The organism is Gleimia hominis (assembly GCF_032085515.1).
GTDB lineage: Bacteria > Actinomycetota > Actinomycetes > Actinomycetales > Actinomycetaceae > Gleimia > Gleimia hominis.
This window is the reverse complement of record NZ_JASXSX010000002.1, coordinates 12903-28596: the sequence shown is the minus strand read 5'-3', so window position 1 is coordinate 28596 and position 15694 is coordinate 12903. Positions and strand designations below refer to the sequence as shown.

The 15694-nt window shown below is 55.3% G+C and carries 16 protein-coding genes; 9 read left to right on the top strand and 7 right to left on the bottom strand.

Translation table 11 applies throughout. The features are described 5' to 3' along the window. The first annotated feature begins 122 nt into the window (after positions 1-122). A complete protein-coding gene (locus tag QS713_RS06975) occupies positions 123-1334 on the top strand; it encodes an MFS transporter (protein WP_313273871.1) in 1212 nt (403 codons plus the stop codon). 298 nt (positions 1335-1632) lie between these two features. After that, positions 1633-2478: a hypothetical protein gene (locus QS713_RS06970; protein WP_313273869.1), complete on the top strand. Its 846-nt coding sequence runs from the start codon at positions 1633-1635 to the stop codon at positions 2476-2478. Between the two features lie 115 nt (positions 2479-2593). Here the strand turns inward: QS713_RS06970 and QS713_RS06965 are convergent, their stop codons facing one another. After that, on the bottom strand, positions 2594-3682 hold the full coding sequence (locus tag QS713_RS06965) for a hypothetical protein (RefSeq protein WP_313273867.1): 1089 nt from the start codon (positions 3680-3682) through the stop codon (positions 2594-2596). A 541-nt stretch (positions 3683-4223) separates the two neighbouring features. Here QS713_RS06965 and QS713_RS06960 point away from each other — a divergent pair. Together QS713_RS06960 and QS713_RS06955 are read left to right on the top strand one after the other, a co-directional pair. Continuing rightward, on the top strand, positions 4224-5477 hold the full coding sequence (locus QS713_RS06960; RefSeq protein WP_313273865.1) for a Glu/Leu/Phe/Val family dehydrogenase: 1254 nt from the start codon (positions 4224-4226) through the stop codon (positions 5475-5477). 420 nt (positions 5478-5897) lie between these two features. Next, positions 5898-6494, top strand: a complete 597-nt coding sequence (locus tag QS713_RS06955) for a pyroglutamyl-peptidase I (RefSeq protein WP_313273864.1) — start codon at positions 5898-5900, stop codon at positions 6492-6494. A gap of 110 nt (positions 6495-6604) precedes the next feature. Here the strand turns inward: QS713_RS06955 and QS713_RS06950 are convergent, their stop codons facing one another. After that, positions 6605-8278 carry an EndoS/ChiA family endoglycosidase gene (locus QS713_RS06950; RefSeq protein WP_313273862.1) on the bottom strand — a complete coding sequence of 558 codons (1674 nt, stop codon included), beginning with the start codon at positions 8276-8278 and terminating at the stop codon, positions 6605-6607. 214 nt (positions 8279-8492) lie between these two features. Between QS713_RS06950 and QS713_RS06945 the strand changes: the two genes are divergently transcribed. The 5 genes from QS713_RS06945 to QS713_RS06925 all read left to right on the top strand — a co-directional run bounded on the left by QS713_RS06945 (position 8493) and on the right by QS713_RS06925 (position 12287). Further along, complete coding sequence (locus tag QS713_RS06945; protein WP_313273861.1) at positions 8493-8960, top strand: GNAT family N-acetyltransferase; 468 nt, start codon at positions 8493-8495, stop codon at positions 8958-8960. A 211-nt stretch (positions 8961-9171) separates the two neighbouring features. Beyond that, on the top strand, positions 9172-9990 hold the full coding sequence (locus QS713_RS06940; RefSeq protein ID WP_313273859.1) for an ABC transporter ATP-binding protein: 819 nt from the start codon (positions 9172-9174) through the stop codon (positions 9988-9990). Further along, a complete protein-coding gene (locus tag QS713_RS06935; RefSeq protein ID WP_313273857.1) occupies positions 9987-10640 on the top strand; it encodes an ABC transporter permease in 654 nt (217 codons plus the stop codon). The genes QS713_RS06940 and QS713_RS06935 overlap by 4 nt, the downstream gene beginning before the upstream one ends. Beyond that, positions 10637-11332 carry an ABC transporter permease gene (locus QS713_RS06930; RefSeq protein WP_313273855.1) on the top strand — a complete coding sequence of 232 codons (696 nt, stop codon included), beginning with the start codon at positions 10637-10639 and terminating at the stop codon, positions 11330-11332. Before QS713_RS06935 ends, QS713_RS06930 begins: the two co-directional genes overlap by 4 nt. Positions 11333-11336: 4 nt before the next feature. Further along, complete coding sequence (locus QS713_RS06925; protein ID WP_313273853.1) at positions 11337-12287, top strand: ABC transporter substrate-binding protein; 951 nt, start codon at positions 11337-11339, stop codon at positions 12285-12287. 55 nt (positions 12288-12342) lie between these two features. Here QS713_RS06925 and QS713_RS06920 read toward each other — a convergent pair whose 3' ends face one another. The 5 genes from QS713_RS06920 to QS713_RS06900 form a co-directional block, all read right to left on the bottom strand. Further along, the gene (locus tag QS713_RS06920) at positions 12343-12864 is read right to left on the bottom strand and encodes a dihydrofolate reductase (protein WP_313273851.1); all 522 of its coding nucleotides are present in this window, start codon (positions 12862-12864) and stop codon (positions 12343-12345) included. A 7-nt stretch (positions 12865-12871) separates the two neighbouring features. Beyond that, positions 12872-13666, bottom strand: a complete 795-nt coding sequence (locus QS713_RS06915) for a thymidylate synthase (RefSeq protein ID WP_376779576.1) — start codon at positions 13664-13666, stop codon at positions 12872-12874. Continuing rightward, a complete protein-coding gene (locus QS713_RS06910) occupies positions 13662-14459 on the bottom strand; it encodes a hypothetical protein (protein WP_313273847.1) in 798 nt (265 codons plus the stop codon). Before QS713_RS06910 ends, QS713_RS06915 begins: the two co-directional genes overlap by 5 nt. Positions 14460-14618: 159 nt before the next feature. Further along, a complete protein-coding gene (locus QS713_RS06905; RefSeq protein ID WP_313273846.1) occupies positions 14619-15026 on the bottom strand; it encodes an OsmC family protein in 408 nt (135 codons plus the stop codon). A 147-nt stretch (positions 15027-15173) separates the two neighbouring features. Continuing rightward, positions 15174-15677: a DUF2505 family protein gene (locus tag QS713_RS06900; RefSeq protein WP_313273844.1), complete on the bottom strand. Its 504-nt coding sequence runs from the start codon at positions 15675-15677 to the stop codon at positions 15174-15176. Positions 15678-15694: the final 17 nt, after the last annotated feature.

Genomic DNA, 15694 nt, shown 5'->3' with positions numbered 1-15694 from the left:
GTGCTTGGTTACGCTTGTCAAAACGCGAAGAAGCATTCCAGATCCAGTGCTCTTTTTGCTGAAGGGGCGGCATGAATTCTTTCAATAAGGCGTCTAAAACGCTACGTAAAGCGCGTCGCCTCATGGTTGTCGGCTTAATTGCTTCGGTGTTTGGTAACCATGTCGTTGAATCGGGGTTCAGTGCTCTCACCGCTTCTGGGATGATTGCGGTTTCTTCTCTAGTAGTTTTGAAAACCGTTGAGCAGATAATCGTTTTTGCGTTTCCACTTTACGCTCGGGTAGTTGGACGTTTCAGCCCTGACAAGGCGCTTATCACTGTCGATCTGTTGGAAGCTAGTGTGAGTACTCTGTGCCTTGTGTTGGCGCTTATCAAACCGGGTTATGCCGCGGTGTTGCTGTTTGTTTACATGGTGTTTGATACGTTTGTAGCGCCTGTAAGTGATCTTGCGGATGAGTTCTACGGAGCGGTGCTGGCGACGGTGGATGCGAAAGCTGCTTTGGCTTTTAACGCAACGTTATACTCCGCACTTGCGTTTCTGGGGTTTGTAGTTGGGGGTCCGCTCGGTTCTTTTTTCGCATCAATATCTGTTGAGGCGCTGCTATTAATCAATATCTTCCTGTCGTTGTGCGGTGCTGCAGTGCGGTTCTTTGCTCGCACAAAGTTCGCTGCAAAGCCTCCGTTGGAAGTTGATGAGGAAGAGTATGAGGTTACTGGAGCGAAGTTGCCTTTGAAGAGGTTCGTGAGGGACTTGTTTGCTTCCGGCCCGGCGTCACCTCTCTTGTCACTCGTGATTCGGGTAGCTAGTGCGATGACGGGTGAGCTCTTTCTGCTTTGGGTCGCGGGTGCCTCAGCAAAAAGAGACACTGATTTGAGTGCTTTCTCTGGAATGGGACTCGTCCTCGCCGTTTTTGGATTCGGAGCAATGTTTGGGCCAATGGCAGGCCGTTGGGTTAGTAGAGCTCATTCGACTAGGACAACACTTTTCGCTTCTGCAGTGCTTTCGGGTGTAATCGTCTTGTTATTTGCGGCGTATGAAGCAGTGGTCGGTAGTCCACTGTTCTTGTCCCTGACGTTGGTTTTTCTTATAACCACGCTTAATCGGGCTCGGATCGTGATTCTAGAAACGTATCGGCAAATAGAATTTAGGGGAACGCGGTTTGTTCGCATCATGAGCTGGTCATACTCCTTTGGTGCGATAGGAACAATTCTCGGTCTCCAAATTGGATACTGGTTGAAACTAAGTTCAAACCCGCTGCCGTGCTTAGTGATTGGTGGAATCCTGTGGATCTTTATAGGTGCAATAGTTACTCGGCAAATAAAAGACGAAAACTGAAGTGGTCCGGGTTTTTAGGTTTGATTTGGTGGGATTGTTTGGGTTATGCCGTTGATGTTTGATTAGGCCGTGAGGATTGTGTGGTCCGCTTGGTTGGGGGAGGCGGATCCGTTCGGAGGGGTTATCGATGCAGGCTGCGTGTGGGGCCGGTTGCTCCGAGACTTGGGGTGTGGTGGTATACGGTTCACCAGTGGCTTCTAGTGGTTGTCGCACACCTCTGTGTGGCAAGAAGAATGCCAATTGTGATGACGTTCCCGGAACGTACGTGGTTAAGGCCTCTTTCACTGGTGATGATCGCGTGAAGGCTTTTGAGTCTTCGGCTGCGGATAAGACCGAGCAGTACACGGTCGCTACCCCGAAGGTGAAGATCCATACTCAGGCTGTGCCTGAGGCGTTTGTGGGTGAGGATTTCCACGACAAGGCTATTGTGGAAGGAACCGTGCCGGAGGGCATGAAGATCGGGTTTGAACTATTTAAACAAACCGGTGACAAACCCGTGTGCGAGCCATCTAACCTGGTGTTCTCCTCGAAGTTCGTGGATGCGGATAAGCCGGGTGAGTACAAGTCAGAGGTCACTCGGGCGAGTGAGCCGGGTAAGTACTACTGGGTGGAGAGCGCTTACGATAAGAATGGTGCTCGGATTCATCGTGGTGAGTGCGGGGCTAAGAATGAAACCACTCGGGTTAAGGGCCTGGAAGTGACTACTAAGGCTGTACCTGAGGTTGAACTTGGTGACCCAGCGCATGACACGGCGATTGTTAAAGGCAAAGTGCCTTCTGGAGCCACTGTTGGGTTCGAAGCGTTCAAACAAACCGGTGACAAACCCGTGTGCGAGCCTGGCAACCGCGTGTTTAAGTCCAGTAAGAACACGCCTTTGAAGGGTGCGGGTGAGTACGAGTCTGAGACTACTGTGTTTAAGGAAGAGGGCACGTACTACTGGGTGGAAACCGTGTTCGACCACGCGGGTAAGGTGTTGCATCGTGGTGAGTGCGGTCTTCCTAATGAGACGACTCGGGTAGTGAAGACTCCTGAACGCCCACTGGCTAAGACTGGTGCTCAGGTAATGGGTGTAGCACTCGGCGCGCTAGCGGTTACTGGCCTGGGCGCGGGCGCGTACTACACAGCGCGCCGCCGCATGAACTAAGGAAGGGTAGCGCAATCCCACTAGCATGGTGGGAGCGCGAGTAAACAAATAAATACTAGTGCCCCAACCCAAAAAAGGGTTGGGGCACAAGTGTTTTGTTAAAGACTAGATAATTCTAGTTGCAGGGTACGTCCCGGCAGTTATCATTCGTATCGCATACAGAACAAATATCGTGGCTTGTCTCAGTCCACCCGTGGGGTACTTTCTGTGAGCCTCCGTTGTTATTTTTACCGAGGTTATGTACGTATTTCCAGGCTTCGTCACGTGACGCGGGGCCATTACCCTGGTTGGATTGGGGTTTGGGTGCGGGTTTGTATTGCGGCTGCTGGTATTGCGGGGTGTTGTATCCCCGGTTTCCACTGTGGTTGTAGCCCCTATTACCACTGTAGCCTTGCGAACCGTTCGCGTAGCCCTGGGAATTGTTAGCGTATCCCTGGTTATTGGGGTTGGATGGGGCTGGGCCATTAGCCCCTTGGCCTTGCGCGCTCCCATTATTACCACTTCCGTTGGTGCCTGACTGCCCGCCTTCACCTTTATTACCGGTTTTGGGGTGGGTGTTTTTCATTGCGGCTTGTAGGTTTTGACGCGCGTCTTTAAGCGTTTTCACACTGGTTTCACTTGGGGTAGCGTCTTTCTGTGCTTTAACCGTGTTCTTAGCCTTGTTCACCGCGTCTTTAAGGGCTTTAACATTCTTGTCCCCCTCCTGGTTTTTCACTTGGTTTAACAGGTGCTGCGCGTCTTTGAGGGTGTTCTCTAGGTTTTTAACACTGGTGGTGTGTTCTTCTTTTAGGACTGCGGTTTGCACGGCCGTGGTTTCAGCTTTGATCCGCGCGTTCTGACCGGAAAGCCGCTCCGTCGCCTTGCGCACACTCTTCACGCTGGTGGCGGTGCACTTGTGGTCTACTGGTGTTTCTACCGCTTCTTTGAGGGCTTTTACTTGCTTGTCCAGGTTCTTGCTGGTGGCGGTTTTAATGGTTTCACTGGCCTTGGTTTTAGCCCCCTGGTAGTCGGCGAGGGTTTGGGTGCATTTGGTTTGCGCTTCTTTCAGGGTGTTGGCTTGGCTAGTGGTGTAGGCCCATGCTCCACCACCTGTGGCGAGAGCGAGTAGGGCTAGTCCAGCTGCGCTAGCGATGATGATGTTGCGCTTGCGCTTTGGCTTCCCCGCGTCCTGCTCGGTCGGGTTAGGGGATTGTACTGTGTTCATTTCTGTGTCCTTCATTGGGATGGTTCCTTACTGTTTAGCGTACCTAATGGTTTTACCCGCGTATAGGCGGTTTCGACTGTTATTACGGTGTTCTTGCTTACTGGCCTATGGGTCCTTTAGGGATCTGGCCTGGTCCGAGTGGGGAACCCACATCAGTGGCACTACTGGTTGCTTGCCGCAGCGCTTGCTCAACCCACTTACTCCACGTGCGAAGAAACGCACCTAAGCTTTTAGTAGCGAACGCAAAAAGTATCCAAATATTAATTCTGTTTAACATCCACAGAACTACTTTTCGGATCGTTGTCCTGGAAGTGGAATGCATTATCTAAAACATCCCCCTGGTATAGCGCAGCATTACCCCTGAGACGCGGTTGCTAAAACGCGGCTTTACCTGCAGAAAGAACGAATGGGGACGGAAGTCCCGGTTGGGGTTACATAAAGTGCGATTGCATGCAATAATCCTCAAGTACCGCCAATGTTGCAGGTGCAACCGGTCGTTTCTAATGCCACGCAAGAAGGTGGCGAAAGAGAGGGGACATAGATGTCAGAACACCGCGCCAGTCCGTACGAGGACGCGAAGAAGCAGCTGAAGGAGGCTCAGAAGATACTTGGGTTCACCGACGCGGAATACGAGATGCTCGCTGCCGCTCGGCGCGAACTGAGTGTGTCAATACCATTCCGCCGCGACGACGGCAGCGAAGAGGTACTTCACGGCTACCGCGTACAACACAACCTCACCCGGGGCCCCGCAAAAGGCGGTATCCGCTTCGATACCCACGTAGACATCGATGAGGTTCGCGCCCTCGCAATGTGGATGACGTGGAAGTGTGCGCTCGTGGGCCTACCCTACGGTGGTGCAAAAGGTGGAGTCACGATCGACCCCAGCAAGTACTCGCAAGCGGAACTGGAACGCGTAACCCGCCGCTACACCTCAGAAATCCTCCCCATAATCGGGCCAGAACAAGATGTACCCGCCCCAGATGTCGGCACTAACGAGCAGACCATGGCGTGGATCATGGACACGTACTCGCAGTTCAAAGGCTACACAGTCCCCGGGATCTGCACGGGCAAACCAGTCTCCCTAGGGGGTTCCCTAGGTCGCGCGCAATCAACCTCCCTGGGCGTAGTGATCATGGTTGAGGCCGCTCTCAAACAGGCGGGCCAAAGCATGGAAGGTGTGTCACTGGCCGTGCAAGGCTTCGGGAAAGTCGGTCGGGGAGTAGCGCATATCGCGCACGAACGCGGCGCAAAGATCGTTGCGGTATCCGACATCTTCGGTGGCCTCTACAACGAAGATGGCATTGACATTCCCGCCCTCGAAAAACACGTGGACAATACCGGTAAGGTAGTTGAATTTGACGGAGCAGAACCGCTCGACGGCGACGAGCTCTTAACGTTAGACGTCGACGTGCTCGTACCTGCAGCTGTCGAAGGGGTCCTCCATAAAGGGAATGCCGGCAAAGTACGCGCCCCCATTATCGTGGAAGGTGCCAATGGGCCCACCGACGGGGACGCAGACAAGATTTTTGAAGAAAACGGGGTCACCGTTGTGCCTGATATTTTGGCGAACTCCGGTGGCGTGATCGTGTCTTACTACGAATGGGTACAGGGGCGCGACAACTTCTTCTGGCCACTAGAGCGGGTAGAAAGCGAACAGCGTGAACGCATGATGGCCTCGTGGGAAGACGTTAACCGCTATGCGAAAGAAAAGGACGTCACGCTCCGCGTGGCAGCAACCGTACTAGCTGTGGAACGCGTGTTGGACGCACACAAACTACGCGGCCTTTACCCGTGATCGCGCTCGCGGTGATGTAAAACGCGTCTACTTCGATTCGAAGCAGAGCAAGCACCGTGAAATTGTATGTCAAAACCCCAGTTGCACGCACAAAACATGCGCGTTATCGTTTCTTCAACGAAAACTTTTGCGCACAAACCGCGTGCTGCTGGGGTTTCGCATTTCTCAATGCAGCCCCTGCGGCACGCAGCGCACAGCGTTAACACCTGGGTTTAGGTACGTGGTTGCTGCCGGCAAGAGTAGCGCCAAAGTGCCTGCACAGACGTGGGGCGTGGCGGCGGATTAGATTTTTAAACGAATCGTCCTAGTTGTATCCCGCCACGTCCCACCTTTTACATCCGACCGTTTCACATCAGTCCTTTTTGCATCCGACCTTTTGTACATCCCACGTTTCACACCCAACCTTCTTGGAGGATACTTATGACGCGGATTCTACTCACCGGATTTGAACCGTTTGCCGGCAACAAAGTGAACCCAACCGAACGAATCGTCGAAGTTTTTGAAGGCCGCCACGAGCTCGTCACCCACGTGCTGCACGTAGAGTTTGATAAGGCACGCACTCAGCTAAAAACAGTGTTGGCGCAAACTGAACCAGACGCAGTCCTCGCTCTGGGCCTAGATGCGAACTCTGAGCAAGTGAAACTAGAACGAGTAGCACTGAACCTCGCGGACAGTACTAAGCCCGATAATGCGGGGGAGCAGCCTGTGGATCAACCTTTAGAACCCGGTGGGCCGGCCGCACGGTTCTCGTCTTTTAACTGGCGGCGCATAGTAGAGCAGTTGCATTCGGTTGAGATTCCCGCTACCAGTTCTTTGTCAGCAGGAACCTACGTGTGCAACGCGGTGCTTTACACGCTGCTGGGCTACACAGAAAGCCACCCACACGCAGTGGGTGGCTTCATGCACGTTCCCCCTTTAGAACGCATCGACCTAGATACCCAGGTGCGGGCCACGGAGATCGCCCTGTACGAACTCGACCGTACAATCCACGCGGCCCACACCAGCAAGCCCGCCTAGTTAATCATTGCGGGAGGCCCTGCAACAACAACCTGAACTAGCTGCTTGCCGAGCCGATACACCTAGGCTAGCTACGTGCGCGGTTGCTCCCTAGAGTGGCCCAGCACTGACTACCGGTGGCGGCGCCGCATCGCGGTCGCAGCTGCTCCAACGGCTAGGACACCGAAGCTGAGTGTTGCCAACAGGCCAACGTTTGAACCGGTCCGTGCCAACTTCTTTACTTTGGTCGTTTTCTTAGCAGGCACGGATTTGCCCGGTCTTGCTTGCGGTGTACTGTGCTCTCCTTGCGTACCTGGCTCGGTGCTTGTGCCCGGCGTGGGCTTCGCGCCAGGCCCGGTGCTTGCGCCCGGATCCGTGGTTTCGTTCTCCGGGGGAGTAGTGGTTTCCGGGCTAGACGGTTCCGGAGTCGGGTCCGTGGGCTGCGCCTGCTCATTAGCCATCAGCAGACGCTCATAAGTGGGGTCAAACTTAGAGGAATACCCATCGTTATCGCTCCCACCCAGCACGGCCTTGAAAACCTCATACAAATTAGTGGCCTTATCTACGTCTGATCGAACACTAGCAGGAACAGGTTTATCGCTTTCACTGCGTTTAAGAAAATGCTTCGCCGCCGCTTTCGCCTGCTGCAAAGTCATGCCTTGCGACTGCGCAATCGCGGTCTTTGTCCACAATAGGTTAGACGGAATAATGTGGTTCCAATCGTGCTCATCATACGTGCGGCCGTCGCGGTCGAACGCGTAGAGGAACATTCCGCCCAGATCGTTTTCATTAACGTAGGTTGACACGCTATTAATGTGCGAGGATTCATACGGCTCCACTGCATCGAGCCAACGGTTAACTGGATCCTGCTCCTCCGGGAACGTTAAGCCCGGCACAATCTTAGAAGCCGGCACAATTTTCGCGAAGGCATCTATTACGTTGCGGGTAGTTGTCGCATCGTAACCGTACTGCTGGAACGCAATGTAATTGAACGCATCTGCCACATTCTCAAGCGGACCGGGGAACGCCGTGTTCGTGTCATACAGCAGCATCGTGTTATGCGGGTTGTTAGAAAGTGGCCCCAAGCGTTTCGCGAGCGCGCGAATAATCTGATCCGACACCTTCACCTCATCCGCATCCGGGTAGGTTTCCATGTCAATATCCAGCCCGTCCACGCCAATGGATTCCACCTTGTCGGCAATGAGCTTATCTGCGTACGCGTCGTAATCTGCTGCCTTCGCATCTGCTACGTCAACCCCGCGTTCCTTAAGGAAGTCGTGGAACTCCTCAACCATAGAATCGTAGCCAAGCCCTCGGACCAAGCGGATTCCCCGCTTGTGCAAGTACGGGCCGTAATCGTTCTTCAACTTGTCGTAGAACGGTTGCGCCTGCTTTTCCTGCCCCGGCGGAACGTAACTGAAAATGTTCACCACATCCACGCCGTAGGGGATGTCGTACATAGAAATCCAGTTCTCGTCCGGCAGATCCGTGTTTACGCCGCGCATCGTCACGTCGCGCCACGCCCGGTAGTACACCTGGAAGTGTTTATCCGCCCCGGGGTTCACGTTGTGGATTTGGTCCACCGGGGTGTCGCCCAGCGCTTGCGCCGTCGGGGCACTGAACCCAAGTACCGCCAACAATCCCACCAGAGCGGTTAGAACTATTGCGCTCAGCCCCACTCTGCGTTTACTACTTACCGGGCCGCTACTGCTTGCCAGGCCACTACTGCTCGCCAGGCCACTACTGCTTGCCGGGCCGCTATTGCTTGCCAAGCCGGGTTGCACCGCCCGCTTATTTATTTCCATATGTCACCTCATCTTCGAGTGATAAAACTCTAAACTAAAAGGGTTTAGTAATTTGAGGTTACCATTTGCGTCGCAAATATGCGGAGTAATTACGCGAATAATGTGGGAAAAGCGTGGCGGAGATTCATGGAAGGGTTGCAGTTTATTCACTCAATGGGAGTGTTTAGTGATTGTTTAGTAGTTGTCTTCGAACCCGCTGGCATACACTTTTGGGATGGTTCATTTTCGTTCGTTTGAGGATTTCACTGATTCTGCGGTGCCCCTACAGTACTTGCAAGATGCAAAGTGGGGTGCTGGGAAGTTCCTACACAAGTACCTGAGTGCGGGGACGTTCCACGAAAGATTCGGATCCTACGCGCAACTGTTTTTTGCGCAAACCGGGCAAGAAGAATCCGCGCCCATCATCGGGTTCGGAGCTCTGGTGGATCAAGATTTCATTCCGATTGCGCGCTACCGCCCGTGGGTAGCGTTCATTTACGTCGACCCGGCGCACCGCAAGCAGGGGGTAGCTAGGAAAATAGTTTCGTTCTTGGAAGCCCACGCAGTTGCGCACGGTTGGGAAGAAGTGTACATAGTTACCCAGCATGAGGGCCTGTATGAGCGCTTCGGGTATTCATTTATCGAACAGGTGGCTGAACCCGTGCATGAACGCGACTATGTGTACCACAAGTCTTTGACGTAGGCCCTAAGAGCCGGTCGAGCGGGCACTGATTTTGTGCGCGCAACCTCCGCTGGTTACCTCCGCGCGCAACCTCCGCTGGTAGCCCCCGCGAGCTACCTCTGCTGGTAACCCCCAGCGGGCCACTAAGAAGAACTGTTTACCTATCTTTTGCGTGGCCGCGCGGTGCCCGCTAGTCTAAGCAGACTACTTGGCATCGATAGATGGGCAAATAATGATCGAGTTTCGATCGGTTACAAAAAAATTTGAGGGCACCGACAGCCCGGCGGTAGATAACTTTAACCAAACTATAGATTCGCGCACACTCCACGTGTTCCTCGGTTCCTCTGGCTGTGGAAAAACCACGCTACTCAGAATGATTAACCGGATGGAAACGCCCACCGAAGGCACCGTCCTAATCGATAACGCAAATGTGGCGGACGCCAACCCCGTGGAACTACGGCGCTCCATTGGCTACGTCATGCAAAGCTCCGGGTTGTTGCCGCACCGCACCGTACTCCAAAACGTCACTACAGTACTGCGTTTACTAGGCAAAAAGAAGGCGCAGCGGCGCGAACGCGGCTTAGAAATGATGGAGCTCGTGGGACTCGACCCGAACCTCGCAGACCGGTACCCCACGCAGCTGTCCGGTGGGCAAGCCCAACGCGTTGGGGTGGCGCGGGCACTCGCACCGGAACCGAACATCGTGCTCATGGACGAACCATTCGCAGCCGTCGACCCCGTCGTGCGCCGGCAACTACAAGACCTCACGTTTAATCTGCAACGCGAACTGGGCACCACAATCGTATTCGTAACCCACGACGTAGACGAAGCCCTCCGGCTCGCAACCCGCGTGGTCCTGCTCGCCGAAGGCGCGCACATCCGTGCTGAAGGCAGCCCCGAAGAGATCCTGGCGACCAGTGACGACCAGTTCGTCGACAACTTCCTCGGACTTCACCGCGGCCGGCAGCTACAACGCAAAGGCGACATTGTCCTCGACGACGTTGGTCGCCCGCTCGGGCGGATAAACGGCACTGAAGGAGACCGCGCATGACGTGGATCCGCAACAACTACGAAATCATCCTCCAAGCCTTCACTTCACACCTGTGGCTCGCGATTCCCGCGATTGCTGCGACCCTAATCATTTCCGTGCCCGTCGCAAAACTGGCGATCACACACCCGCGGATCCGGGAAGTCACACTTACTTCCACCGGGTTACTATACGCAATCCCATCGCTGCCACTATTCATATTTATTCCCCTGATTTTCGGGATTCCCCTGAGGTCCCCAACCAACGTTCACATCGTGCTCACGGTATACGGGTGTGCCCTCATGGTCCGCGCAACCGCAGATGCACTCGGGTCGGTCAACGCCGATCTGCTCGACGCAGCCACGGCCTCCGGTTACTCGAACACCCGCAGGTTCTTCATGGTGCAACTGCCACTAGCTGGGCCAGCCATACTTGCTGGTTTACGGGTGGTAGCTGTTTCCACGATTTCACTCACCACCGTCAGCGCGGTCTTGGGAATCAAATCGTTGGGCACACTTTTTACCGACGGGTTTCAACGCGGTATCGTCGTCGAAGTGCTTGCCGGCATTATCCTCACCACTTTGCTGGCGTTTGTCATAGACGCACTGCTCGTGGTCCTAGGGCGAATAATCATGCCCTTCCAAAAACACCTCACGGCGGAGGGTAAAAAATGAACTACCTACTAGAAGCCCTGCAATGGCTCTCCACTGGTGCGAACTGGACGGGAGCAGACGGGATCCTCATGCGCACGTTCGAACACGCGTGGTACTCCATGCTGGGTGTACTGCTGGCAAGCCTTATTGCGATTCCGCTTGGCATATACATCGGTCATACCGGCCACCTTCGCACCCTCGCGGTGACCCTACTGGGTGGGATGCGATCCCTCCCCACATTGGGTGTGCTCACGATTTTCGGGATCTGGCTCGGAATAGGTTTAGCGGCACCTATGATTTCCTTCGTTGTCCTCGCGATCCCATCTATCTTGGCGGGCACGTACTCGGGAGTTGAAGTGGCGTCCCGCGACATTGTCGATGCCGCGCACGCGCAGGGAATGACAGGCCGGCAGGTGATTACGAAGGTGCAGCTACCACTTGGAATCCCTTTGATTATTGGTGGTTTAAGGTCCGCGTCCCTGCAGGTGATAGCCACCGCAACCCTCGCTGCCTACGTGGGATCCGGCGGGTTAGGACGCTACCTGTTCTTGGGGCTGCGCACTCAAAACTACGCGCTCATGGTGGCGTGCTCCCTGCTGGTCGTCGCGCTCGCAATAGCTTCCGAAATCTTATTCATGGCGATAATGCGGTACTTCACCCACAAGAACCCCGGGTTGGCTGCAATCGCCGCAACCACTCAGAAAGTGGGGTAACCTCATGCGCAAACACAAATCAACCCAGAACACCGCCAGTAACGGAACCGTTTCAAGGCGGACCGCCCTGATGGGCGCGCTACTGTCTCCAGTGGCGCTGGCCGCTTGCTCGAACGCGGACCCGTTCAGAGAGACTGATTCAGACAGTGCGAACCCCACGTTAGTGGTGGGATCCTCACAGTATTATTCAGCAGAAATAATCGCGGAAGCTTACGCGCAAGGCCTCGAAAAAATCGGTTTCAAAGTTCGCCGAGAAATGCAGATCGGTTCGCGCGAAGTGGTGATGCCAGAAATGGAGGCCGGCGCAATTGATATTTTCCCCGAATACGCGGGGAACTTGCTGCAATACTACGACAAGGATTCGAAGGCGCGGACTTTTGAGGAGATCTGGCAAGACTTGCCGCGGGTGCTACCGAAACAAATCCACGCGTTTTCATACGCTCAAGCATCTGACCAGGATTCCTACAACGTCACCAGTGAAACCGCTAAGAAACACGGGGTCAAAACAATCGGTGACCTGAAGAAACTAGGTGGCGCGGTAAAGGTTGGGGCCAATGCGGAGTTCAAAGACCGTCCCTACGGCACCGGTGGGTTGAAGCGTGTTTACGGGGTGGAGTCTACTCTGGTGCCCATTCAAGACTCAGGTGGGCCCCTCACGGTTAAAGCGCTACTTGATAAGGATGTGCAGGTAGCGAATATTTTTTCAACCGACCCGGCGATCAAAAAGAACAAGTTCGTCACCTTGGACGATCCGGAGTCGATGATCTTGCCGCAAAACGTTATGACCCTCGGATCTGATCGGGTCCCCTTGAAAGCAACCGCGGTGGTGGAGCGCATCAACGCGGCCCTAGATCAGGACACACTGATTAACCTAAACGCCCGCTCCGTCGACGAGCAGGCAGCGGCCTCCACGATTGCGCGCGACTGGCTGGAAAGCCTCGGGCTTTTTAAATAACTGCTGGTGCGCGCGGCAGTCAGGTGCACAGGGGAGGGGTTTCTAACCGGTGCTGCTAGTGCCCGCTGGGAAGCGGGGCGCGGCGCACAAAAGTAGTGACTTTCCAACGCGCGTCACCCGACTGGGCTCGCCACTGGGAATCTGAACGCTGCGGGTCGGCGCGCCACACATCCAGATCCACCGTCGGTGCGTACACCCCTTCGGTATGCGCCACCTCTAAGTCCAAGTCGGTGACAACGAGCTCGTCGGCAAACTCCATGCCCTGCTCGTAAACTTGCGCCCCACCGGTAATCCACACGGGCCGGCCCAATCCTTGGGCAACTTCGATGGCTTGCGGAAGCGAATGCGCTAAATACGCTGGGGCCGCCACGTAGTCTCGCTGCGAAGTGATTACCACGGATTCACGTCCGGGTAGATTCTTCCGCCCTAATGCTTCCCACGAGCGGCGGCCCATAATCAGCGTGGACCCCATGGTTTCACGTTTAAAATGCGCGAAATCCGCCGGCACGTGCCACGCCATCGCCCGGCCAGTTCCTAGAAAACGGTGTCGGTCTTGCGCCCAAATCATCCTCAGCATGGCCGTGTTAAACCGACACTTTAGCCTTGATCGTGGGGTGGTGTTGATAATCCTCCACTTCCACGTCCTCAAACTTGTAATCAAATATTGAGGGGGCGTGGTGCAACTTCAGGTGGGGCATGTCGAACGGTTCGCGTGCCAGCTGGGTTTTTACCTGTTCGAAGTGGTCGTTGTAGATATGACAGTCCCCACCGGTCCACACGAGTTCCCCAACTTCTAAACCAGCTTGCTGGGCGAACATGTGAGTCAGCAGCGCGTACGACGCAATGTTGAACGGCACGCCCAGAAACATGTCGGCACTACGCTGATACACCTGCAGGGAAAGCTTGCCTTGCGCCACGTATAGCTGGAAGAACGCGTGGCACGGCATTAAAGCCATGTCTGACAACTGGGCGACGTTCCAGGCGGACACCAGGTTCCTGCGCGAATCCGGATTTTCCCGCAGTGTCTGCAGGGCGGACGCGATTTGGTCTACGTGTTCGCCACTGGGGGTGGGCCAGCTGCGCCACTGAACCCCGTAAACGGGGCCGAGCTCACCGTTCTCATCTGCCCACTCGTTCCAAATCCGCACCCCGTGCTCTTGCAGCCACCGCACATTCGAATCGCCCGAGAGGAACCACAAAAGCTCGCCCACAACAGATTTCAGGTGCACGCGTTTGGTGGTGACGAGTGGAAAACCTTCCGCCAGGTTGAACCGCATTTGCCGGCCGAACACGGATATTGTTCCCGTTCCGGTGCGGTCATCTTTCGCCACTCCGTTGGTGAATACGTCCCGCAGCAGGTCTTCGTATGCCGTATTAATTGCCACTGTCAGACTCCGCCTTTGCCCGGTCTGTATCTACCACGTCCACCTGCACGTCGACCTGTATGGGCTGCGTGAACTCGGCCGGAGCTTGCCCGAGCGCTGCTTCCGTTCCAGAAATGACGTTGTTAGCCATCGACCGGCCTACGAACCAGCCCACTGCCGCACCAATTCCGAACGGCATTAAGCGGCCCAGTGTTGCGGACGCACCGCGCTTAGCGACCTGGCGTTTAGCCACTTTGGTGAGGGACTTATTGACCCGGCGCAAGGCTTGTCGCTGCAGGTCTGTGGCGTATCCGCGCAAAGCGGTGAGGGTGGAAATCCCCAGCTGTTTCGAAGCTAACTCGGCGCCGTCCTCGCCCAGTAGCGCCGTCAATACGAGCAGGCGACGCTTGTCAACATCCTCGGTGGGAACGCCGTAAATGTATGCCATTTCTAGCACGTAGTATCCGGCCTGGCTTATGAACGCGGCGAGCTGCGCGGTAGATAACCCTACGCCAGCAACAGTTCCGATGCCGGGGGAGGCCGCGCCCGCTCCTACGGCCCCGGAAGAGACCGCGGCAATTCGGCGGAACTGCTTGGTGACGATGTGTGCCAGATCCGCGGGTGTGGCTTGCGGGTTTTGGCTGCGTAGGTCAGCGATCTTTTGTTCAATCGCTTCTTGCGGGACGTCCATCATGATGTCCACCACGTCCGTGAACGAACGCGCGGAGGGCAGCTTCTTGATCGCATTGCCCGCGTTTTTTAGTGTCACGGCTGCTGAAGAACTGGTTTTCTTGTTAAAAAGCGGCACGCTGAAACCTTCTTCCATAACTATTAGGAGCGGCAACTGTATAGTTTACTGGACGTTTCTTAACCCACTAGTCCGCACGCCCGCGCGCCTGTCTAGCGGCGGTTACCACCGGGCGGCTCTTACCTGCCTGGGTGTACTTTTACCACGCCAAGGTGGTGGTTAGAAGTCGGAGGAGAACTGCAAATCCGAGTCCATCCCCTGCGTCAGGGTGTGGCCCACGGTGCACTGCCGGTCAATGGCGGAACGGGTGCGCCGGTGGAGTTGTTCACGCTCCTCATCAGACAGCTGGGTTGTGTCTGCGACGATTTCAACGTCCATGTGCGTGTACCGGTTCGACTCTTTATCGTAATCGGAGCTAATCCCAACGGTCGCATCGTAGTCGTCGCCCAAAACGGCTGCCAAACGCGCGTCCCCAGACATAATGTTGCAGCCGGCGAGCGCAATCTTCAGCAGGTCCCCGGGGCTGAACATGCCCTCGGCCTTACCGATTTTCACTTCCGCACCGTCCGAAGTTTTCCCAACAAACGTGCCCTTGCCTGTACGTTCAACCCAAATTGCTTTACTCATACCTGTATCTTCTCAATGGGCCCGCGGGTTGGCTAGTGGTTTCGCTTAGAACGTATGTCGCGACCACCAGCGCAGCCAGGCCCGGTTCGCGCACCAGTTTGGCTCGCTTTGCACACCAGGTGGGGTTTGTGCTGGACCTGCGCCCGGTCAGTTTTGTTGTAAATACTGCTGCGCCGCTTGTTCTTCTGCGCGCAGCATTTGTGGTAGGTACTGGCCCGCTTTGCTTTCCAAACTTTTTCCCATGAGGGGCACCGCAATGGTTAGCGTTCCAGTGAGTTTACGTTCCACCTCTTCGCGCGCGCCGTCTGCACTCACTGCAGTGAGCGCGGATTCAACCTGTGCCCGAACTGGCAAGATGGTGTCTATTGTCGTTTTCCCACGCGCGGTCTTGAGGTCCCAGACCTCTCTAACCGTGAGCTCTATCGGGCCGCGTGGCAAGAACCTCAGGAAACTGGAGGGGAGTGGGGACGCTTCAGGATCCCCGGTAAGTTGGACCGCAATCTCTAGCTCGTGAGGAGTGCGGCGGACCTCCACGTCTTCCACAGTAACCGGGGCGGAGGTTAAACGGGTGCGGTGGAACTGCTCATCAGCGAACATATCCCACACGTTCGCCAGCGAAGTGGGGTAGTGCAACACCTGGTCTATCTGCATTTTCTGTGTCCTTTTTC

Excerpts from the sequence above, each read along its gene's own strand:
- QS713_RS06930 (WP_313273855.1), top strand. The coding sequence starts at position 10,637 with ATGAACTACCTACTAGAAGCCCTGCAATGGCTCTCCACTGGTGCGAAC.
- QS713_RS06955 (WP_313273864.1), top strand. The coding sequence starts at position 5,898 with ATGACGCGGATTCTACTCACCGGATTTGAACCGTTTGCCGGCAACAAA.
- QS713_RS06945 (WP_313273861.1), top strand. The coding sequence starts at position 8,493 with ATGGTTCATTTTCGTTCGTTTGAGGATTTCACTGATTCTGCGGTGCCC.
- QS713_RS06920 (WP_313273851.1), bottom strand. The coding sequence starts at position 12,864 with ATGCTGAGGATGATTTGGGCGCAAGACCGACACCGTTTTCTAGGAACT.
- QS713_RS06925 (WP_313273853.1), top strand. The coding sequence starts at position 11,337 with ATGCGCAAACACAAATCAACCCAGAACACCGCCAGTAACGGAACCGTT.
- QS713_RS06905 (WP_313273846.1), bottom strand. The coding sequence starts at position 15,026 with ATGAGTAAAGCAATTTGGGTTGAACGTACAGGCAAGGGCACGTTTGTT.
- QS713_RS06900 (WP_313273844.1), bottom strand. The coding sequence starts at position 15,677 with ATGCAGATAGACCAGGTGTTGCACTACCCCACTTCGCTGGCGAACGTG.
- QS713_RS06975 (WP_313273871.1), top strand. The coding sequence starts at position 123 with ATGGTTGTCGGCTTAATTGCTTCGGTGTTTGGTAACCATGTCGTTGAA.
- QS713_RS06960 (WP_313273865.1), top strand. The coding sequence starts at position 4,224 with ATGTCAGAACACCGCGCCAGTCCGTACGAGGACGCGAAGAAGCAGCTG.
- QS713_RS06950 (WP_313273862.1), bottom strand. The coding sequence starts at position 8,278 with ATGGAAATAAATAAGCGGGCGGTGCAACCCGGCTTGGCAAGCAATAGC.
- QS713_RS06965 (WP_313273867.1), bottom strand. The coding sequence starts at position 3,682 with ATGAACACAGTACAATCCCCTAACCCGACCGAGCAGGACGCGGGGAAG.
- QS713_RS06940 (WP_313273859.1), top strand. The coding sequence starts at position 9,172 with ATGATCGAGTTTCGATCGGTTACAAAAAAATTTGAGGGCACCGACAGC.
- QS713_RS06935 (WP_313273857.1), top strand. The coding sequence starts at position 9,987 with ATGACGTGGATCCGCAACAACTACGAAATCATCCTCCAAGCCTTCACT.